This window comes from Rhizobium sp. BK196 (assembly GCF_014193255.1).
GTDB lineage: Bacteria > Pseudomonadota > Alphaproteobacteria > Rhizobiales > Rhizobiaceae > Rhizobium.
The window spans coordinates 145,419-164,957 of record NZ_JACHZB010000008.1 but is presented as its reverse complement, the minus strand read 5'-3'; the positions used below and the strand labels follow the sequence as shown (position 1 = coordinate 164,957).

The 19,539-nt window shown below is 60.1% G+C and carries 15 protein-coding genes; 7 read left to right on the top strand and 8 right to left on the bottom strand.

Annotation, left to right across the window (positions count from 1 at the left end):
* Nucleotides 1-5 precede the first annotated feature (5 nt).
* Both FHT78_RS23685 and FHT78_RS23680 read left to right on the top strand, forming a co-directional pair.
* Entirely contained in the window at nt 6-242 is a 237-nt protein-coding gene (locus FHT78_RS23685) for a hypothetical protein (RefSeq protein WP_183749012.1), read from the top strand.
* Nucleotides 243-345: 103 nt separating this feature from the next.
* Entirely contained in the window at nt 346-1,446 is a 1,101-nt protein-coding gene (locus FHT78_RS23680) for a helix-turn-helix transcriptional regulator (RefSeq protein ID WP_183749011.1), read from the top strand.
* Between the two features lie 11 nt (nt 1,447-1,457).
* On the opposite strand, the gene FHT78_RS23675 is transcribed toward FHT78_RS23680, so the two are convergent.
* The 5 genes from FHT78_RS23675 to FHT78_RS23655 all read right to left on the bottom strand — a co-directional run bounded on the left by FHT78_RS23675 (nt 1,458) and on the right by FHT78_RS23655 (nt 9,009).
* Nucleotides 1,458-2,327, bottom strand: a complete 870-nt coding sequence (locus tag FHT78_RS23675) for a LysR family transcriptional regulator (protein WP_183749010.1) — start codon at nt 2,325-2,327, stop codon at nt 1,458-1,460.
* 304 nt (nt 2,328-2,631) lie between these two features.
* The gene (locus tag FHT78_RS23670; RefSeq protein ID WP_183749009.1) at nt 2,632-4,476 is read right to left on the bottom strand and encodes a methyl-accepting chemotaxis protein; all 1,845 of its coding nucleotides are present in this window, start codon (nt 4,474-4,476) and stop codon (nt 2,632-2,634) included.
* A 253-nt stretch (nt 4,477-4,729) separates the two neighbouring features.
* Nucleotides 4,730-7,258, bottom strand: a complete 2,529-nt coding sequence (locus FHT78_RS23665) for a HAMP domain-containing methyl-accepting chemotaxis protein (RefSeq protein WP_183749008.1) — start codon at nt 7,256-7,258, stop codon at nt 4,730-4,732.
* Between the two features lie 308 nt (nt 7,259-7,566).
* A complete protein-coding gene (locus FHT78_RS23660) occupies nt 7,567-7,710 on the bottom strand; it encodes a hypothetical protein (protein WP_183749007.1) in 144 nt (47 codons plus the stop codon).
* A 165-nt stretch (nt 7,711-7,875) separates the two neighbouring features.
* Nucleotides 7,876-9,009 carry an NAD(P)/FAD-dependent oxidoreductase gene (locus FHT78_RS23655; RefSeq protein WP_246715405.1) on the bottom strand — a complete coding sequence of 378 codons (1,134 nt, stop codon included), beginning with the start codon at nt 9,007-9,009 and terminating at the stop codon, nt 7,876-7,878.
* Nucleotides 9,010-9,186: 177 nt separating this feature from the next.
* On the opposite strand from FHT78_RS23655, the gene FHT78_RS23650 reads away from it, so the two are divergent.
* The 5 genes from FHT78_RS23650 (at nt 9,187) to edd (ending at nt 16,151) form a co-directional block, all read left to right on the top strand.
* Nucleotides 9,187-10,623, top strand: coding sequence for a glutamine synthetase family protein (locus tag FHT78_RS23650; protein ID WP_183749005.1), 1,437 nt, complete (start codon nt 9,187-9,189; stop codon nt 10,621-10,623).
* A gap of 9 nt (nt 10,624-10,632) precedes the next feature.
* Nucleotides 10,633-11,928, top strand: coding sequence for an FAD-binding oxidoreductase (locus FHT78_RS23645; protein WP_183749004.1), 1,296 nt, complete (start codon nt 10,633-10,635; stop codon nt 11,926-11,928).
* A gap of 135 nt (nt 11,929-12,063) precedes the next feature.
* A complete protein-coding gene (gene zwf / locus FHT78_RS23640) occupies nt 12,064-13,539 on the top strand; it encodes a glucose-6-phosphate dehydrogenase (RefSeq protein ID WP_183749003.1) in 1,476 nt (491 codons plus the stop codon).
* An 18-nt stretch (nt 13,540-13,557) separates the two neighbouring features.
* Complete coding sequence (pgl, locus tag FHT78_RS23635) at nt 13,558-14,256, top strand: 6-phosphogluconolactonase (RefSeq protein WP_183749002.1); 699 nt, start codon at nt 13,558-13,560, stop codon at nt 14,254-14,256.
* Between the two features lie 68 nt (nt 14,257-14,324).
* Nucleotides 14,325-16,151: a phosphogluconate dehydratase gene (gene edd, locus FHT78_RS23630; RefSeq protein ID WP_183749001.1), complete on the top strand. Its 1,827-nt coding sequence runs from the start codon at nt 14,325-14,327 to the stop codon at nt 16,149-16,151.
* Nucleotides 16,152-16,225: 74 nt separating this feature from the next.
* On the opposite strand, the gene FHT78_RS23625 is transcribed toward edd, so the two are convergent.
* The 3 genes from FHT78_RS23625 to FHT78_RS23615 form a co-directional block, all read right to left on the bottom strand.
* Nucleotides 16,226-16,639 carry a hypothetical protein gene (locus FHT78_RS23625; protein ID WP_183728680.1) on the bottom strand — a complete coding sequence of 138 codons (414 nt, stop codon included), beginning with the start codon at nt 16,637-16,639 and terminating at the stop codon, nt 16,226-16,228.
* 114 nt (nt 16,640-16,753) lie between these two features.
* Nucleotides 16,754-17,845 carry a sn-glycerol-3-phosphate ABC transporter ATP-binding protein UgpC gene (gene ugpC / locus FHT78_RS23620; protein ID WP_183749000.1) on the bottom strand — a complete coding sequence of 364 codons (1,092 nt, stop codon included), beginning with the start codon at nt 17,843-17,845 and terminating at the stop codon, nt 16,754-16,756.
* Nucleotides 17,846-17,865: 20 nt separating this feature from the next.
* Nucleotides 17,866-19,518 (bottom strand): alpha-glucosidase, encoded by a 1,653-nt coding sequence (locus FHT78_RS23615; protein ID WP_183748999.1) that lies wholly within the window; start codon nt 19,516-19,518, stop codon nt 17,866-17,868.
* Between the last annotated feature and the right edge of the window lie 21 nt (nt 19,519-19,539).

Here is a 19,539-nt window from a genome sequence, read left to right as displayed (position 1 = left end):
AAAACATGGCATCCATCGCACGCGTCCGCGAACGGACGGAAGAACAGGCAAGCAGCATGACTGATAACCAGCAGACGGTGATCCGTATGCTCGCCAACGATCTGCACAGGCTGAACCAGTCGGTAATGAAGGCGGTCGAGGCCGGTGTTTCGGTGGAGCTGGTGCGCTCCGCCCGGCATCATGGCGGCGACGGCAATTGGGGCGATCTATTGATCCCGGTCATCGTCGCAAACAGAAATTAAGGGTAGGTCCGGTGGTAGAGACCGCCGGACCTACGCTATTTGACGCAATTGTCTGCCTGGCGGAGTCGCGGCATAATTGAGCATATCTTCGAACGGAATGCATATGCCCGGTCCGCCGCACGCAAAACTCGACGTTCTGACCGATCTGATCTATGGCGCGCTCTTCGGCGAGACGTCGTGGCAAGCCTTTCTCGACGCGCTGACCGCGACGATGCCTGATGCCAAGTCGACGCTGTTTTTCCACGATGCCGTAGCGCGCACCGGCGGTCTCTCCCTTTCCTCCGGTCTCACGGAAAAGGAAAGCGACGCCTATAACCACCACTATGCGGCCATCAATCCGTGGATGCCGCGCGCCGCCACCCGGCCGATCGGCCTTGGCGTGATCGCCGATCAGATGCTGCCGCGCGAGCAGCTTCTGAAGACGGAGTTCTACGGCGATTACCTTCGCTGGATCGGCTGCGAAAGCAGTGTCGGCGTGACGATCATGCGCGAACGCGGACGCTCCTTCAACCTTTCGACGCTGACCTCGTCTTCCGATCCGGATTTCAATCGCAGCAATGCCGAACTGCTCAGCGACCTGGCGCCGCATTTGCGCCGCGCTTTCGATTTCATTCGCCGCGAGCACCGCGACCCTCATAACAATGAAAACGGACTGGCGCTCTTCGACGCGATCGGCGTCGGCATCGTCTATATCGGCGAGGATCAGAATATCCGCTCCATCAACGCTGAGGCGGAGCGCATGATCGCGGAGGGCGAGGCGATCGGCGTCACCTCGACCGGGCGGATCGTGATCGACGACGGGGAGCTCGCCTCCCGTCTGTCGGTGCTGCTGCGCAACCGCTTGCAGACAGCTTCGCCGGCGAGCACGCTAATCAGGATGAAGAACAGCAGCTTCAAATGCACGCTGGTGAAGATGCAATCGGATTTCATCACTCAATTTCTTGAAGGACCGATGGTGGCGATGATCATCGAGCGGACGAGCGTTCCATTGCGGCCCGATCTCAACGACGCCCTACCGCGCATCGACCAGCTGACGGCGGCGGAAATGCGGATCGCTGCCGGCATCGCGGCGGGCCTGTCGCTGCGCGAGGTCGCACGGACGAACGATGTCAGCTATGAGACGGCGCGGTCGCATCTCAAGAACATCTATTCGAAGCTCGGGGTGAACAGCCAGGTAGCGCTCGTGCGGCGGCTGATGCCGTAACGCAATTCCGGCTAACCGCGGCTGGCGCGCTTACCGGCGAAGAGATCGGTGTAGCTTTTCAAGAGCTTCGTCATTCGATCGGCGACCATGCGGATTTCCGGGCGGTGACGATCCTCGGCATTCATGACGATCCATTGGCGGTGACGCAGCTCAGGCAGTTCGCCACCGCACCGTTCCAGTTCGGGATAGAGATCGCCGACGAAACAGGGCAGCACCGCCTTTCCCGCACCCGCACGCACCAGATCCGGCAGGGAGCGCGGACGGTTGACCGTCGCGACGATGGCGGATCCCGCATTCTGATAGGGCCAGCGCAGGTAGGAGGAGATCGCATCCTCCGCGCCAACGGCAATCCACCTGCCATCGTCCTGGCTGGCATTGCGCCTGACATAGACCGCATAGGCGACTTCGCCGAGCAAACGGGCGGCGAGATTGCTTTCCTCCGGCTCAAAGGCGCGGATGCCGATATCGCTTTCCCGGTAATTCAGGTTCGCTCGCGCCTCGCCAATCGCCAGAGAGATGCCGAACGTATCTCCCGGCATGCGGATCGCCGAAAAATTCTCGGTCAGCAGCCAAGAGATCCATGTGCCGGCAGCGATCCTGACGGTGGCCCCACCCTCGGACGATTGCCGCCATGCTTCGACCTTGCGGGCGGCGGCTTCCATCTCCTGCAGATGATCGACGAGGGTCTGTCCATCAGCGGTCAGGCGGTAGCCTGTCTGGCTGCGGTGAAAGAGTGCGCGGCCGAGTTCCTGCTCGAGATCGAGCATGCGCCGGCCGATCGTCGCCGGGCTCAAAGCAGTGGCGGCACTTGCGCCCGTCAGACCGCCGCTGCGGGCAACCTGCAGGAAAAGCTGATAGGAATCCCAATTGCCGCTTTTCATGAGTGAAAGACATAATGGGATTTCGCCTGTTTAAGAAGCGGATTTTGATGTGTAGATCAATCGATGTCCACAAACGAAAGGACATCACGATGATTGAGTGTTTTCTGATCGCAGATATTGCTGGCCGGATGCAGCGGGCTAGATTGCTGCAGCAAACGAGACGCGACCGGATAAAAGACGAAGACGCGTTTTACAATACGGTTGCAAACGGCCCCTTGGTGCGATTTGTCGCCTGGCTAACCGAGCCGGAAAATAGAGGCGCCGGGCGCACGAAAGTGCAGCCCGGCAGAAATGAATGCGGATGTCAGGCCGCCTGTCTCACGCGGCCATGAGCGGCAGCGCCTTCGCCAAGCCGGAACTGCTCGATGAGCGCCATCAGCATGTCGGCCTCTTCTGCCAGCTGGCGGCTTGCCTGCGTGGCTTCGGCAACCATCGAGGCATTCTTCTGCGTCATCTGGTCCATCGCATTGACGGAACTGTTGACGTCCTGAAGGGCGGCGGACTGGTCGCGGCTTGCCGTGGCGATGGTCTCGACGTGACCGCTGATTGCGATGATCTCGTGGCTGATCGAGGCGAGCACGCTGCCTGTCTTCTGCACGAGTTCGGAACCGGCATTTACCTCGCGGGTCGACTGTTCGATCAGCGCCTTGATTTCCTTGGCGGCATTGGCCGAACGCTGGGCAAGCTCGCGCACTTCCTGAGCCACGACGGCAAAGCCCTTGCCGGCCTCACCGGCGCGCGCCGCCTCGACACCGGCGTTCAGCGCCAGAAGGTTGGTCTGGAAGGCGATGTCGTCGATGACCACGATGATCTGTTCGATACGCTGCGAAGCGTCTTCGATGCGGCCCATGGCGGCGACGGCATCACCGACGACGGTACCGGAACCGTCCGCCGTCCGTTTGGTCGCGGCGACGACATTGTTTGCCTCATGGGCGCGTTCGGCCGACGAGCGGACGGTAACCGTGATCTGTTCGACGGCAGCAGCCGTTTCTTCGAGACTTGCGGCTTGGGATTCCGTGCGCTTGGAGAGTTCGTCAGCCGAGGCGGAAACCGAACCGCTGTTGCGCTGGATGGAAGCGGCGCTTGCCCGAATGCGCGTCAGCGTATCCTGAAGGCGCAGGAGCGACGTATTGAAATCCATGCGGAGCTGTTCGAGCCGGCCGACGAAGGGTGTTTCGATGGTCTGCGAAACATCACCCTGGGACAGGCGCCCCAGACCGGCGGCAAGCTGATTGACGGCGAAATCGATCTGGCCGTCGAGCGTGCGCTTCTCCGCATCGTTGCGGCTGCGCTCGGCATCGTTCAGGGCCCGCTGTTCGGCGGCCTGCGTTTCCAGTTCCTGTCGGACCACCGCGCTGTCGCGGAAGAGAGCGAGCGCGCGGCCGATGTCGCCGAATTCGTTCTTCTTTTCGACGCAGGGGACGGCGCTGACGAGATCACCCGACGAAATGGCACGCACGCTTGATGTCAACGCCTGCATCGGCCTCACGGAACGGCGGATCGCATAGAAAGCGAGCACGCCGACGAGTAGCATCACCACGGCGCCGACGCTAAGAACCAGCGTCTGCAGCTCGTTCATCCGCTGGTAATAGACTTCCATCGGTATGCCGATGAAGAGGATGCCGATCGTGGCGCCCGACGGATTCTTGACCGGGAAATAGCCCGTCATGAACTTGCGGCCGAACAGATCTGCCGGACCGTAATAGGCATTACCCTGTGCGAGCACAGGCTGGGCGGGATGATCCGCGGCAAGCTTGGTGCCAACGGCACGGTCGCCATTTTCCTTCTTCACATTGGTGGAGACGCGGACGTAATCGCCCCCCTGCTTTTCGAAGATGGTGGCAACGCCGGCGATCGACTGCGCCGTGCGATCAACAAGCGAATAGTCGCCGAAAGCGGGAATCTTATCTTCGGTGACGCCGGACAGAACGTTGTCCTTCACATCGATGCGGACATCAGCATCGCTTGCGCCATAGAGAACCGCCATCGAGCGGCTTGCATCCTTCGCGTCGGATACCGCGCTATCCATGACATAGCTGCCGAGATTGTAATAGGTCACGCCGACAATCGCTGCGGTGCTGACCGCAAGCAGAAGCAGCGTGATCGCAACGATCTGACGCACAATGGATGTCGAAAAGAAACGCAGCATCTGGAACCTCTGGCAAACACAATCGGTATCAGGTTCATAAGAATGCGTTAGGGAAAATTTTCCCTTAACACCGGGCTGCGCGAGGCGTTTTACTTGCGTTTTTTCAAATTTAGTACGACTTGATGAGCATCGCAGTCGCCACCGAGGCAGAAAATTTCAATCCATCCAATTTCGCACAACCTGAGGGAGATTTTAGCAAAAACAAAAATGGCCCCGAAAATGGAGCCATTTTATTGCGGGTTGAATATCGGAATCAGGCGGCGCGGTACATCTGCACGTCGCTGCCGCCATCGATCTTGAACTGCTGCACGAGATGCAGCAGTGCGTCTGCCTCATTTGCAAGCTCGCGGCTTGCTGCAGTGGTTTCTTCCACCATCGCAGCATTCTGTTGGGTCATCTGATCCATCTGGTTGACGGTGGAGTTGACCCCCTGTAGCGCGCTCGACTGGTCGTGACTTGCGCGGGCGATCATTTCGACGTGCTGGCTGATCGTGACGATCTGGGCGCTAATCTTGGCGAGAACCGTTCCGGTTTCCTGTACGAACTGCGAACCGGAATTGACCTCGTTCGTCGACTTGTTGATGAGGCCCTTGATCTCCTGCGCGGCAGCGGCAGAGCGCTGGGCAAGCTCGCGGACTTCCATGGCGACGACGGCAAAGCCCTTGCCAGCCTCACCGGCGCGGGCGGCTTCGATGCCGGCGTTCAGAGCGAGCAGGTTGGTCTGGAAGGCGATCTCGTCGATGACACCGATGATCTGCTCGATCTGGCGCGATGCATCTTCGATACGGCCCATGGCATCGATCGCGTTGTTAACGACGACGGCGGAGTCGTCGGCGCTGCGCTTGGCCTGGCGGACGATCTGGTCGGCATCCTTGGCGCGCTCGGCAGACGAGCGTACGGTGACGGTGATCTGATCGACGGCGGCGGCGGTTTCCTCCAGCGACGCGGCCTGCTGCTCGGTGCGCTTGGAGAGATCTTCGGCGGACTGGGCCATCTGGTTGCCGTTGCCTTGGATCATCTGGACGTTATCGCGGATCTGACTCATCGTGGCCTGCAGGCGCAGCATCGAACCGTTGAAATCCTGGCGGAGCTGTTCGAGACGGCCGATGAAGGGCGTTTCGATCGTCGTCGAGATATCACCCTGCGACATACGCTCGAGCCCGGCGGCAAGCGCGTTGACCGCGAATTCGATCTGGCGGTCCATCTCGCGCTTTTCAGCATCGTTGCGCTGGCGCTCATGCTCAGCCGCCTGACGCTCTTCGTCGCTCTGCTCCTCGATACGGATCTTGGAGATGGCATTTTCCTTGAAGATGCCGAGCGCGCGGGCCATGTCGCCGATTTCGTCGAAACGCTTCTCACCGGAAATGTTGGTATCGAGCGCACCTTCGGCGATGCGGCGCATGGCGGCGGTGATCTGCGCGATCGGCCGCTGCAGCGTCAGCACCAGTGCGATGCCGCCGACGATGGAGACCAGGATGCCGAGCGCGGTGGTTCCGACGGAGATGCTGTTGGCCTGTTCACGCTCGGTGCCGGCAGTCTGCTTCTGCTGTTCCGCGAAGCTGGTGAGCTGGCCCCAGACGCCGTCGAGCTGCTGTCGCGCTGCGGCATAATCGGTCGTGCGTTGATTGATCACATCGACGAGGCTTTGTGCACCCTTGTCCATCGAAGCGAGAGCAGGCGTAATCGCGTCGACGATGTCACCGGCGAAATTCATACCCTTGGCGCTTGCCTGAAGGGTATTCAGCATGGTGTTGAGCGTGGCGATCTCCTGGTTCAGGCGAACGCGATTTTCCTTGTTCGGCTTGGCATTGAACTCGGCAAGCACGAGCTGCAGCGAATAAATGGAGCTCTCAAGGCGCCGGGTGTCTTCCAGCACGGAATTCGTCTGAGCGATGCGGCTGTCGAGTTCCACGAAGGTCGTCGTTGCCTCACGCATCATCTGGGTGGCGGTGAGCTGGGTGTAAGTGGACATCTGGCGGAAACGGGAAACGAGACGGCCGAGATTGGCAACGCCGTCATCCGTACCGGCATCCGGCGCAGTTGCCTGAGCCTTCAGATCACTAACGGTCTGCGCCATCGATTGCGTCATGCTCTTCTGGTTCTGCGGGACGGAGATTTCGATCATGCGCTGCGCCTTGACGATCGCAGGAAGGGCATCGGTCACGGCCTTAAGCTTGTCAGCCGGAGTCTGCGCCTTGTTGAAATCGTTCATGGCGGCCGCCAGCGTATCACCGCCCTTCAGCAGGCGGTCGGCTGCACGCAGCGTCGCCGTCGCATTGCCTTCGTCTGTGCGGATATTTTCTTCCAACTGCTTGGCGTCGTAGCTGACGTTGAAGCGGTTGGTGATCATCACCTTCTGGGCATCGTCGATCTGCTTACGAAGGGCCACCTCCTGCTCGTGCAGCGTCCAGAGCTTACCGACAGTATCCGAAATGCCGTTCGTGCCCTCGATAGCAGCCTGCAGGTTTTCATAACCGGCATTGTCGCCGATCTGCGCCATGGTGGCGTTCAGCGTCTGCCCCTGGGTTTTGATATCGGCATGGAGCTTGTCACGCGCCTGCTCGTTGGTGGTCTGTAGGAAGTCATCCATCGAGGCGTAGAGATCCTTGAACCCGCTCAGCGACTGGAGAACGCTGTTGGAAATCTCCATCCGGCCCTGCAGCAGACCTGAGGCATAAAGACCGGTCAGACCGACGGCGGAAATGGTGACGACGAATGGCAGAACAAAAATCAGAACCTTAGTCTGAATTTTGAAACGAGACAGAATCTTGTCAATGAACATGGCGCGCTGTGCCTTTCATACACCACCCCTCCCGCCGGCGGCCTTTCTGGCGCCAGCCGGGTGCATATCGAGCTGATCTACTAACAGTTGGGGAAACCCTGAAAGGGCGGCAGTCATTGCCATTTCATTACCGGCAAAGGCCGGAAACACCCAAATAATCGTCCCTAATGTGTCAGATTATATGTTAATTTTCGGATAAACACTAAGAGCGCATCAGCCGCTCTCGCACAATAGTTGCAAACAGCGCGCTAGGGAATCGCAATACATCAGCCGCGAAACCAGACGACTTCCATTAAGCTGCCGAAAGATCAGATGAAGTGGGAGAGAAGAACCGCAATGCTGGCGGCGGTCGCGCCGGCGGCAAGCATCAGATAGCGCAGAGCTACGAGTTTCGTATCAGGCTTTGCCTGGGCGATTGCGATGGCGCGGGAGCGTCGAGTGTTTCTGTCCATTGCGAAACCTCACTTCTATCTAAGCACAACAATCCAATAAAACGGCTTGCCGGTAAAGCTTCATTTAGGAATGATTTGCCAACCTGCCATTGGGACAGGATGGCGCAGCCAATCTTAAGAAGTCTTGAATCGAGGAAAAGGTTTCACGTCTACGAATATTCGCATTTACAATGCCTCACCGGCGGCAAAGCCGGAGGCCCAGGCCCACTGGAAATTATAGCCGCCGAGCCAGCCTGTCACGTCAACACATTCACCGATGAAATAGAGACCAGGAACGGCCTTGGCCTGCATGCTGCGGGAATCGAGCGCCACCGTGTCGATGCCGCCGAGCGTGACTTCCGCCGTACGATACCCCTCCGAACCGGACGGCCTGACGGACCAGTTCTGTACGGAATCGGCAAGTTTGGTCAGCAGCTTGTCGGAGAGGTCGGCCATGTTACCGCTGACCGCTTCGCGCTCAACGATATATTGCGCTAAGCGCTTCGGCAGGATTTCAGCAAGCGCCGTCTGTGCGGACTGGCGCCCGTTTACCTGTTTCGCCTTCTTCAGATGCGCGCCGATATCGACATCTGGCTCGATATCGATGGTGATGGCATCACCTTCCCGCCAGTAAGAGGAAACCTGCAGGATGGCCGGGCCGCTGACGCCACGGTGGGTGAAGAGCAGGGCTTCCCGAAAGGCAGTCTTGCCGTGACGGATCTCGGCAGGCGCGGAAATACCTGAGAGCGGCGCGATGCTTTCAAGCAGAACGGGGTCAAGTGTCAGGGGTACCAGGGCGGGGCGCGTTTCAGTCAGAGCGAGACCGAACTGCTCGGCAATACGATAGGCAAAGCCGGTCGCCCCCATCTTCGGAATGGATTTTCCGCCCGTTGCGATGACCAGCGAGGCGGCGTCGAAGAACCCTTCGGAGGTCGAGACACGAAAGCCGCTTTCGGTCTTTTCAACCCCTGTCATTTCGACGCCGAGATGCCAGACAGCACCTGCCGCACGCATCTCGTCGAGCAGCATGAGGATGATGTCCTTGGCGCTGCTGTCGCAGAAAAGCTGTCCGAGCGTCTTTTCGTGCCAGGCGATGCCATGCCGGTCCACCATGGCGATGAAATCAGCCGGCGTGAAGCGGGCAAGCGCCGACTTACAGAAATGCGGATTGGCGGAGAGGAAGTTCTTCGGGCCGGCATTGACGTTGGTGAAATTGCAGCGGCCGCCGCCGGAAATGCGGATCTTTTCGCCTGGAGCGTGCGAATGGTCAAGTACGGTGACCGAGCGGCCGCGCTGCCCGGCGCGAATGGCGCACATCATGCCCGCGGCCCCGGCCCCGATGACGATCACATCGCTCTGACGCTGCAAAATCCATTTTCCTTGCTGAAATAGCGTCTTCTTTTTCCATCAAAGCGCAGATGTCAACGCCTTCCACCCCCTCGCCAATTGGCGAACTCCGGTTATGATGGCGCTACGATCAACACGAACCGGTGTGTCATGTCCCCAAAAAAGACGACGCTGAAGCCTGCCAGAAACGTACCCGCCTCGAAGAAACTCCCCCCTGACCCTGGATCTCTTCGCGGTGTTGCCAACTGGAAGGAAGCGGCGCAATGGTTGAGGGCACGCGGGATCGAAGACATCGAATGCATCACGCCGGACCTTGCCGGAGTGCCGCGCGGTAAGATGATGCCGTCCTCCAAGTTCACCTCCAACACATCGCTCGCACTGCCTTCGGCGATTTACCGCCACACGATATCAGGCGAATATCCCGAGGAGACCGAAAGCTTCCGCTACGAGCCGCGCGACAGCGACCTGAAGCTCGTGCCCGACCTTTCTACCCTGTCCGTGGTGCCCTGGGAAACCGACCCGACCGCGCAGGTCATCTGCGACATCGTCGATTCCGACGGACAGGAAGTTCCCTACACGCCGCGCAACGTGTTGAAGCGCATTCTCAGCCTCTATGCCGAGCGCGGCTGGAAGCCTATCGTGGCGCCGGAAATCGAATTCTACCTGGTCGCCACGAATGACGACCCTGATTATCCGCTGCATCCGCCCAAGGGACGTTCGGGTCGTTCTATTCTCGGCGGCCAAGGCTATTCGATCGCCGGCATCAACGAGTTCGACGAACTGATCGACGACATCTACCACTTCTCGGAAAAGCAGGGCCTCGAGATCGATACGCTGATCCACGAGGAGGGACCGGCGCAGCTCGAAATCAACCTCCGTCACGGCAATCCGATCGAACTTGCCGACCAGGTGTTTCTCTTCAAGCGCACGATCCGCGAGGCGGCGCTGAAGCACGATATCTACGCCACCTTCATGGCAAAGCCGATGCAGGGCCAGCCGGGTTCGGCGATGCATATCCACCAGTCGGTCGTCGACATCGCGACCGGCAAGAACGTCTTTTCGAACAATGACGGTTCGGCCTCGAAGGAATTCTTCCATTTCATCGGCGGCATGCAGAAATACGTGCCGAGCGCGCTCGCCATGCTGGCGCCCTATGTGAATTCCTACCGCCGCCTGCAGCCGGATATGTCCTGCCCCGTCAACAATGCCTGGGGTTACGACAACCGCACGACGGCCTTCCGCGTGCCGGTCTCCGATCCACAGGCACGGCGCGTGGAAAACCGCCTGCCGAGTTCCGATGCCAATCCGTATCTGGCGCTCGCCGCCTCGCTTGCATCCGGTCTGCTCGGCATCATGAAGGAAATCGAGCCTACCGCTCCGACCGAGGATTCGGCCAATGAGGGCTCGATCGACTTGCCGCGCGGTCTTCTGGAAGCCGTGGCACTGCTCGAAGACGAGCCGGCCTTCGAGGAAGTCTTCGGCAAGGAATTCATCGGGCTTTATGCCGGCGTGAAGCGGGGCGAGTTCGAAACCTTCATGCAGGTGATCAGTCCCTGGGAGCGGGAATTCCTCCTTCTGAACGTTTGAGGATCGGCCATGACGAAAGAGACATGGCAAAGCCCCATCGCGCCGGGAGTTTCCTGGTATCAGACAACAGTCGGCGAGCGGCCGGATTATCCGGCACTCGACGGCTCCAGGCAGTGTGACGTCGCCATCATCGGCGGCGGCTATACGGGCCTTCAGGCCGCCTATAATCTCGCCAGGGCCGGTGTCTCGGTGACGCTCATTGAGGCATTCAGGCTCGGCGACGGCGCCTCGGGGCGCAATGGCGGCCAGCTCGGCACCGGCCAGCGCTGGTGGCCGGAAGAGATGGAAGAGAAGATCGGCTATGAGCGCTCCAAGGCGCTCTTCGATCTTGCCGAAGATGCCAAGCGGCACCTCATGGATTTTGCGACCGAGCACCAGATCGATATGGATTACGTGCCCGGCCAGCTCAACGTTGCGCACAAGGAAAGCTATAAGCGGTACTATTACGAGAATGCCGAGATCGCAGCCTTCCGCTACGACTATCCGCACATTCGCTTCATGGACCGCGAGGAGACGCAGGAGCGGCTCGGCTCCAGGCGTTTCTACTGCGGGGTACGCGACGTCGGCACCGGCCATATCCATCCGCTGAAGCTGCTGATCGGCCTTGGCCGGGCTGCGGCCAATGCCGGGGCTGATATCTTCGAAATGACCAAGGCAAAGTCGATCGGTCGGGCCAGCGGCAAGGTCATCGTCGAGACCGAACGCGGTACAATCACCGCCAACCGGGCGCTGATTGCCTGCAATGGACATATCGGCAATCTGGAGCCGATCACCGCAAGCCATGTGATGCCGATACGCTCCTTCATTGGCGCGACCGTACCGCTCGACCGGTTCCCTGATGTGATACCGGGCGGCGAAGCGGTGGCGGATTCGCGTTTCGTCGTGCGCTATTTCCGCAAAATGAAGGACGGACGGTTGCTCTTCGGCGGGCGCGAGGCCTATACGGCCGACAATCCGCGTAACATCTCGCAGCATATCCGCCGGCAAATCGCCGAAATTTACCCCGCGCTCAAGAATATCGAGATCACTCATGCCTGGGGCGGCTCGGTCGGCATCACAATGCCGCGCCAGCCGTTCGTGCGCGAGGTCATGCCCGGCGTCACTTCCATCGGCGGTTATTCCGGCCACGGCGTCATGCTGTCAAACTACTGTGGCAAGCTTTACGCAGAAATGGTGCTGGGGAAATCGGCCGATCTCGATCTCTTCAAGGCGCTCGATATTCCTGCCTTTCCGGGTGGCGTGCGCATGCGGGCACCGCTGCTTTTCCTTGCCTTGTCGTGGTTCGCTCTCCGCGACAAGTTTTAGTTCGATTGCGGATTTCCTCTCCGGGAAATTCGCTTTAAAACCGATGACCGACAGATTCATTGCACCGCACACTGGCTTTTTTAAATCGATTAGATTAAAACGGCCACCAACCAAGCATGATTGAGAGACAAGCTCATGAGCAGCCAGATCATTCCCGTTGAGCCTTTTGATTACGTCGTCTTTGGCGGCAGCGGCGACCTTGCCGAGCGCAAGCTTCTGCCCGCGCTGTATCATCGCCAGATCGAGGGCCAGTTCTCGGAGCCGACCCGTGTCATCGGCGCTTCGCGCAGCCCGCTTTCGCATGAGGAATACCGCAAATTCGCGAAGGACGCGCTCAAGGAACACCTGAAGAAGGGCGAATATGACGAGGCGGAAGTCGAAAAGTTTTGCTCTCGTCTCTTCTATGTTTCCGTCGATGCCCGCACGGACAGCGGCTGGGATCAACTGAAGAAGCTGCTCGACGAGGGCAAAGATCGCGTTCGCGCCTTCTATCTCGCCGTCGCTCCGGGCATCTTCGGCGACATCTCGCAGAAGATCCACGACCACAAGCTGATCACCAAGTCGACCCGGATCGTTGTCGAAAAGCCGATCGGCCGTGACCTCGCCTCGGCCCTGCAGCTCAACGACAGTATCGGCCGCGCCTTCAAGGAAGAGCAGATCTTCCGCATCGACCACTATCTCGGCAAGGAGACGGTGCAGAACCTGATGGCGCTGCGCTTTGCCAACGCGCTCTATGAGCCGCTGTGGAACGCCAACTATATCGATCACGTGCAGATCACGGTTGCCGAAGCCGTCGGCCTCGAAGGCCGCGCCGGTTACTATGACACCGCCGGCGCGCTGCGCGACATGGTGCAGAACCACATCCTGCAGCTCCTCTGCCTCACCGCTATGGAAGTACCCTCCTCCATGGATTCGGAGGCCGTTCGCGACGAAAAACTCAAGGTTCTGCGCGCGCTGAAGCCGATCAATGCCTCCAACGTCGAGCAGGCCACCGTCCGCGGCCAGTACCGCGCCGGCGCTTCCGGCAGCGGCCCGGTCAAAGGCTATCTCGAAGAGCTCGAAGGCGGCGTTTCCAACACGGAAACCTTCGTTGCCATCAAGGCCGAGATCAACAACTGGCGCTGGGCAGGCGTTCCCTTCTATATCAGAACCGGCAAGCGTCTGGCCGGGCGCATGTCGGAAATCGTCATCACCTTCAAGCCGATCCCGCACGCGATCTTCGACCAGGCCGCCGGCCGCATCAGCCAGAACCAGCTGATCATCCGCCTGCAGCCGGATGAGGGCGTCAAGCAGTCGCTGATGATCAAGGATCCGGGTCCGGGCGGCATGCGCCTGCGCAACGTTTCGCTCGACATGAGCTTCGCCCAGGCCTTCAACGTCCGCAATCCTGACGCCTACGAGCGCCTGCTGATGGACGTCATCCGCTCCAATCAGACGCTGTTCATGCGCCGCGACGAAGTTGAAGCCGCATGGCAGTGGGTCGATCCGATCCTCAAGGGTTGGGAATCCACCGGCCAGCAGGTGCAGGGCTACACGGCCGGCACCTGGGGTCCAAGCCAGGCCATCGCGCTAATCGAACGTGACGGCCGCACCTGGCACGACGACATCTAAGTCCAAGGGTCCGAAGATATGGCATCGACACTGCATTCCTTCGCAAACGCCGCCGAACTCGCCGCCAACCTTGCAGACAAAGTGTCCGGCGCTCTTTCGGCAGCCATCGCAGCCCGCGGAGAGGCGAGCATTGCCGTTTCCGGCGGTTCCACGCCGAAAGCCTTCTTCCAGGCACTTTCGATGCGTGATATCGACTGGGCCAAGGTGACGATCACGCTTGTCGATGAACGTTTCGTTCCCGCCGGCAATCCGCGCTCCAACCATCTGCTGGTCGATGCCAATCTTCTCCAGAACAAGGCAAAGGCGGCGCGTTTCGTGCCGCTTTACCAGCCGGCAGACTCCGTCGAGGAGGCCGCAAAGCTCGCGACTACAAAGAGTGCCGAGATTGGCATCCCCTTCGATGTCGTCATTCTCGGCATGGGTGGCGATGGCCATACGGCCTCGTTCTTTCCGGGCGGCAACAATCTGAGCGTCGCGCTTGATCCGCAGACGCCGCGCGGCATCATCACCATGGACGCGGAAGGGGCCGGCGAGCCACGCTTGACCTTCACCTTCTCCGCCCTTGAAGATGCCAAACTGCTCATTCTCCACATTGAGGGCGAAGGCAAAAAAGACGTTCTCGCCAAGGCAGAAGGTAACGGTGAAGAGGCGGATATGCCGATCCGTGCCATTCTGCGCCGGGCCACTTCCCCGGTCGAGATCTACTGGGCTCCCTGACACGGCCTGAGAGGCCGCCGGAGCCGGCGAACAGACAGAGACGAACCAGAACAAGGCAGGGATTTTCCATGTCCGCTCACGCACGCATTGCTGCGATTACGAATCGCATTGTCGAACGCTCGAAGCCGACCCGCGAGCGCTATCTGGAGCGCCTGCGCGCTGCCGCCTCTCAAGGCGTCAACCGCTCGGTTCTCGGCTGCGCCAACCTCGCCCACGGCTTTGCCATCTGTTCCCCCGCCGAGAAGGACGCGCTGGCGGGAGACCGCGTACCCAATCTCGGCATCATCACCGCCTATAATGACATGCTCTCGGCCCATCAGCCGTTCGAGACCTATCCGGCGATCATTCGCGAGGCGGCAGCGCAGGCGGGTGGTATTGCCCAGGTTGCCGGCGGCGTGCCCGCCATGTGCGACGGCGTCACCCAGGGCCAGCCGGGCATGGAGCTTTCGCTCTTCTCACGCGACCTGATTGCCATGGCGGCCGGTGTCGGCCTGTCGCACAACATGTTCGATGCGGCGCTCTTCCTCGGCGTCTGCGACAAGATCGTGCCCGGTCTCGTCATTGCCGCTCTTTCTTTCGGCCATCTGCCGGCGATATTCATCCCGGCCGGACCGATGACTTCGGGCCTGCCGAACGACGAGAAGTCGCGCGTGCGTCAGCTCTTCGCCGAGGGCAAGGTCGGACGTGCGGAATTGCTGGAAGCCGAATCCAAGTCCTATCACGGCCCGGGCACCTGCACCTTCTACGGCACGGCCAATTCCAACCAGATGCTGATGGAGATCATGGGCTTTCATATGCCCGGCTCCTCCTTCATCAATCCCGGCACACCGCTGCGCGAGGCGCTGACGCGCGAAGCCGCCAAGCGGGCGCTTGCCATTACCGCTCTCGGCAACGAGTTCACGCCGGCCGGCGAGATGATCGACGAACGCTCGATCGTCAACGGCGTCGTCGGCCTGCATGCGACGGGTGGTTCGACGAACCACACGATGCATCTCGTCGCCATGGCGCGCGCCGGCGGCATCGTGCTGACCTGGCAGGATATTGCCGAGCTTTCGGAACTGGTGCCGCTGCTTGCCCGTGTCTATCCGAACGGGCTTGCCGACGTGAACCATTTCCAGGCAGCCGGCGGCATGGGCTTCCTCATCAAGGAACTGTTGAAGCAAGGCCTGGTGCATGACGACGTGCGCACCGTCTTCGGCCAGGGTCTCGAAGCCTATACTGTCGATGCTCAGCTCGGCGAAAACGGCGCGGTCGTGCGCCAGCCCTCGCCGGAAAAGAGCCACGATCCGAAGGTACTCGCCAGCATCGAGACGCCCTTCCAGGCGAATGGCGGCTTGAAGATGCTGCGCGGCAATCTCGGCAAGGCGGTCATCAAGATCTCCGCCGTCAAGGCGGAGCGCCATATCATCGAGGCGCCGGCCATCGTGTTCCATAGCCAGCAGGAGCTGCAGGACGCCTTCAGGGAAGGCAAGCTCAACCGCGATTTCGTCGCCGTCGTGCGCTTCCAGGGACCGAAGGCCAACGGCATGCCGGAACTGCATAAGCTAACCCCACCGCTCGGTGTGCTGCAGGACCGCGGTTTCCGCGTGGCGTTGCTGACCGACGGCCGCATGTCCGGTGCTTCCGGCAAGGTTCCGGCGGCAATCCATGTCACGCCCGAAGCCGTCGACGGCGGCCCGATCGCCCGCATCAAGGACGGCGATATCATTCGTCTCGACGCAATCAGGGGTACGCTCGAAGTTCTCGTCGATGCCGCCGACATGGCCGAGCGCGAGCCTGCGACAATCGATCTTTCAGACAATGAATTCGGCATGGGCCGCGAGCTTTTCGCGCCGTTCCGTCACGCGGTCGGGCCTTCCGACCAGGGTGCCAGCGTGCTTTTCCACGCCCACTGACATCTCCTCATCGATGCAAAGAAAAACCCGCGGCCGAAACCGCGGGTTTTCATATCCAGCGAGACGCGAGACTGTTACGCGCGGATATCGAGGACGTAATCCTTGTGAGCCGGGTGCGTGCTGTAGACGAAGATCTTGTTCAGCTCCTTCTGCGTCAGCAGGCGCAGGAAGCGAACCTCGATCGTGTTGTTCGGGAAGGTCTTCATCAGCAGGCAGCCCACCTTGGTGATGCGGGCATCCGGAATATCCAAGTAGAACTGCTTCGGCAGCGTGTACTGCGTGAGGATCGCGAGGATCGCACTGCTCATCGAGATACGGACGATATCGCAGCGGCGCGAGGCGGCATGCATGACGCCCTTTTCCGTATATTCAATGCGCGCGGCGTTCATCGTGTCTTCCATCTTGAACCGCGATTCGCGGTCGTACATGAAAGATTCTTCCTTCGCCAGGAAGTGCGATTTAGGAGGTGTCGGATTCGATGCGGCCATAGCCTTAGTCCCCTCAGTCTTGATGAGAAAAGGCTAGCACTGCATGTTTAACAGAAAGTGAGAATCCTCCCCCTCCACAGCCTCAAGAAGAAGGATTCCACCAAAAATGGATGGTCATCTTCTATAGGTGTGACCTGCCGCATCGAAGAGATGCAGTTTCTGCCGGTCGGCAACAAAATGCATCTTCTGGCCGCGCTTCACGTCGTAGATTCCGGGCAGTTTGACGATGATCGGCTCCCCCTGGACCAGGCCTTCGATATAGAGAAGCGTCACTTCGCCGAGCGCCTCGACGATCGAGACTTCACCTTCGAACAGGTAATCCTCGTTGGGGCCTGCGATACGCAGATCTTCGGGGCGAACGCCGAAGCTTGCCTGCTTGCCCTTCTCCGATGCCGCAGTGGCGACATCGAGCGTCACCGATTTGCCGCCCGTCAGCGTCACCGTCGTGTTTTCGCCGGCATCGGTGATCGTTGCGGGGATGACGTTCATAGCCGGAGAGCCAATGAACTTGGCGACGAAGAGGTTTGCGGGGCGCTCGTAAAGCTCCAACGGCGCTCCGACCTGCTCGATATTGCCGGCCGACAGAACGACGATGCGGTCCGCCAGCGTCATCGCCTCGACCTGGTCGTGCGTGACATAGATCATCGTCGTATCGGCCATCTGTTCGTTCAGGCGGGCGATCTCGATACGGGTTGCGACGCGCAGCGCGGCATCGAGGTTGGAAAGCGGCTCGTCAAAGAGGAAGACTTTTGGGTTGCGGCAGATGGCGCGGCCGATCGCCACGCGCTGGCGCTGGCCGCCCGAGAGCGCCTTCGGCAGGCGGTCGAGATATTTTGTAAGCTGCAGGCTTTCGGCCGCAGCCCGCACGCGGCGGTCGATCTCCTGCTTGCTTTCACCTGCGATCTTCATGCCGAAGGCCATGTTGTCGAAAACCGTCATATGCGGGTAGAGCGCATAGGACTGGAACACCATGGCGATGCCGCGCTTTGAGGGCGGCACGTCGTTGACGAGCATGCCGTCGATATACATCTCCCCGCCGGTGATGTTTTCCAGGCCGGCGATCATGCGGAGTAAAGTGGACTTGCCACAGCCGGAGGGGCCGACGAAAACGATGAATTCGCCCTGGTTGATCTCCAGGTCGATGCCGTGGAGCACATCCACGGAGCCATAGGATTTGCGGATATCCTTAAGCGTCAGTCCAGTCATTTTCCTCTCCCCTCCTGATCCTAAGCGAGGCGGGCGAAATACGCCCCCCAGGCCGGAATATCGATCCTGTCGCCGTAATTGTTGCTGTTAAAGCCGTGCCCCGCCAAAGCCTGCCACTCGCCTGCCGGCAGGGTGACACTGGTTTCTGCCGGTCCCATGTTGAAGATGCAGAGCAGCGTCTCATTGCCGTGTTCGCGCGTGAAGATCAGCGCATCGCCCTGCGGATCCTCGAACTCGATCTCGCCTTTGGCGAAGGCCGGATGCTGCTTGCGGAAGGCGATGAAGCGGCGGTAGTGCTCGAGCACGGAATTCTCGTCGCCCTGCTGCACGCTGACGGCGCGCAGGATGTGCTCGACCGGGACCGGCAGCCAGGGTTTCACGGTCGAGAAACCGCCCTGGGCAACCTGGCTGTCCCAGACCATCGGCGTGCGGCAACCGTCACGCCCCTTGAACTCCGGCCAGAACTGGATGCCGTAGGGATCCTGCAGGTCCTGATAGGCGAGATCGGCTTCGGTGAGGGCAAGCTCCTCGCCCTGATAGAGGCAGACAGAACCACGCAGCGTCATCAGCAACGAGGCATAGAGCTTGGCAAAGGCATCGTGATCGGCGACCAGCGAACCCCAGCGGCTGACATGGCGCATCACGTCATGGTTCGAGAAGGCCCAGCAGGCCCAGCCATCGGGAGCGGCCGCACCGAAATCCTTCATGACTTCCTCGACGCGCTCAGGCGTGAGCGGATCGGGCGCCAGGAATTCGAAGGCGTAGCACATGTGCATCTTGTCATTGCCGGAGGTGTATTCGCCGACGATTTCGAGGCCGCGCTGGCTATCGCCCACTTCGCCGACGGCGGCAATAGCCGGGAACTCTTCCAGTACCGCGCGGAAGCGCTTCAGGAATTCGAGGTTTTCCGGGCGGTTCTTGTCGTAGAGGTGCTCCTGGAAATTATAGGGGTTCACGGCAGGAGCAGTCGACGCGTTGCGACGTTCCGGTGCAAGTGCCGGGTTATCGCGCAACAGCTTGTCGTGGAAGTAGAAGTTGATCGTATCGAGACGGAAACCGTCGACGCCGCGTTTCAGCCAGAAGCGGACGACATCGAGAAGGCGATCCTGAACCTCCGGATTATGCAGGTTCATATCCGGCTGCGAGGTCAGGAAGTTGTGCATGTAATATTGCATGCGCGTCGGATCCCACGCCCATGCGGAGCCGCCGAAGATCGACAGCCAGTTGTTCGGCGGCGTGCCGTCCGGCTTGGCATCGGCCCAGACATACCAGTCGGCCTTGGCGTTGGTCTTGCTCGTGCGGCTTTCGACGAACCAGGGGTGCTGGTCGGAGGAGTGCGAGATGACGAGATCGATCATCACCTTGATGCCGAGGCGATGGGCTTCCGCTATCAGCGTGTCGAAATCGATCAGCGTTCCGAAGATCGCATCGACGTTTTCGTAATCGGAGACGTCATAGCCGAAATCGCGCATCGGCGATGTGAAGAAGGGCGAAATCCAGATCGCATCGGCGCCGAGGCTTGCCACATGCGGCAGGCGGGCGGTGATGCCCTTCAGGTCGCCGATGCCGTCGCCGTTCGAATCCTGGTAGGAGCGCGGATAGATCTGATAGATCACCGCGCCGCGCCACCAGTCCTTGTCGGCGGTCAGATTGGATTGGGAAGCCAGACTCATGGAATATCCTGTTTGAAATTG

What these genes read in the sequence shown, in the direction of transcription:
- FHT78_RS23685 (WP_183749012.1), top strand. Translation starts at nt 6, where the DNA reads ATGGCATCCATCGCACGCGTCCGCGAACGGACGGAAGAACAGGCAAGC.
- FHT78_RS23680 (WP_183749011.1), top strand. Translation starts at nt 346, where the DNA reads ATGCCCGGTCCGCCGCACGCAAAACTCGACGTTCTGACCGATCTGATC.
- FHT78_RS23675 (WP_183749010.1), bottom strand. Translation starts at nt 2,327, where the DNA reads ATGAAAAGCGGCAATTGGGATTCCTATCAGCTTTTCCTGCAGGTTGCC.
- FHT78_RS23670 (WP_183749009.1), bottom strand. Translation starts at nt 4,476, where the DNA reads ATGCTGCGTTTCTTTTCGACATCCATTGTGCGTCAGATCGTTGCGATC.
- FHT78_RS23665 (WP_183749008.1), bottom strand. Translation starts at nt 7,258, where the DNA reads ATGTTCATTGACAAGATTCTGTCTCGTTTCAAAATTCAGACTAAGGTT.
- FHT78_RS23660 (WP_183749007.1), bottom strand. Translation starts at nt 7,710, where the DNA reads ATGGACAGAAACACTCGACGCTCCCGCGCCATCGCAATCGCCCAGGCA.
- FHT78_RS23655 (WP_246715405.1), bottom strand. Translation starts at nt 9,009, where the DNA reads ATGATGTGCGCCATTCGCGCCGGGCAGCGCGGCCGCTCGGTCACCGTA.
- FHT78_RS23650 (WP_183749005.1), top strand. Translation starts at nt 9,187, where the DNA reads ATGTCCCCAAAAAAGACGACGCTGAAGCCTGCCAGAAACGTACCCGCC.
- FHT78_RS23645 (WP_183749004.1), top strand. Translation starts at nt 10,633, where the DNA reads ATGACGAAAGAGACATGGCAAAGCCCCATCGCGCCGGGAGTTTCCTGG.
- zwf (WP_183749003.1), top strand. Translation starts at nt 12,064, where the DNA reads ATGAGCAGCCAGATCATTCCCGTTGAGCCTTTTGATTACGTCGTCTTT.
- pgl (WP_183749002.1), top strand. Translation starts at nt 13,558, where the DNA reads ATGGCATCGACACTGCATTCCTTCGCAAACGCCGCCGAACTCGCCGCC.
- edd (WP_183749001.1), top strand. Translation starts at nt 14,325, where the DNA reads ATGTCCGCTCACGCACGCATTGCTGCGATTACGAATCGCATTGTCGAA.
- FHT78_RS23625 (WP_183728680.1), bottom strand. Translation starts at nt 16,639, where the DNA reads ATGGCCGCATCGAATCCGACACCTCCTAAATCGCACTTCCTGGCGAAG.
- ugpC (WP_183749000.1), bottom strand. Translation starts at nt 17,845, where the DNA reads ATGACTGGACTGACGCTTAAGGATATCCGCAAATCCTATGGCTCCGTG.
- FHT78_RS23615 (WP_183748999.1), bottom strand. Translation starts at nt 19,518, where the DNA reads ATGAGTCTGGCTTCCCAATCCAATCTGACCGCCGACAAGGACTGGTGG.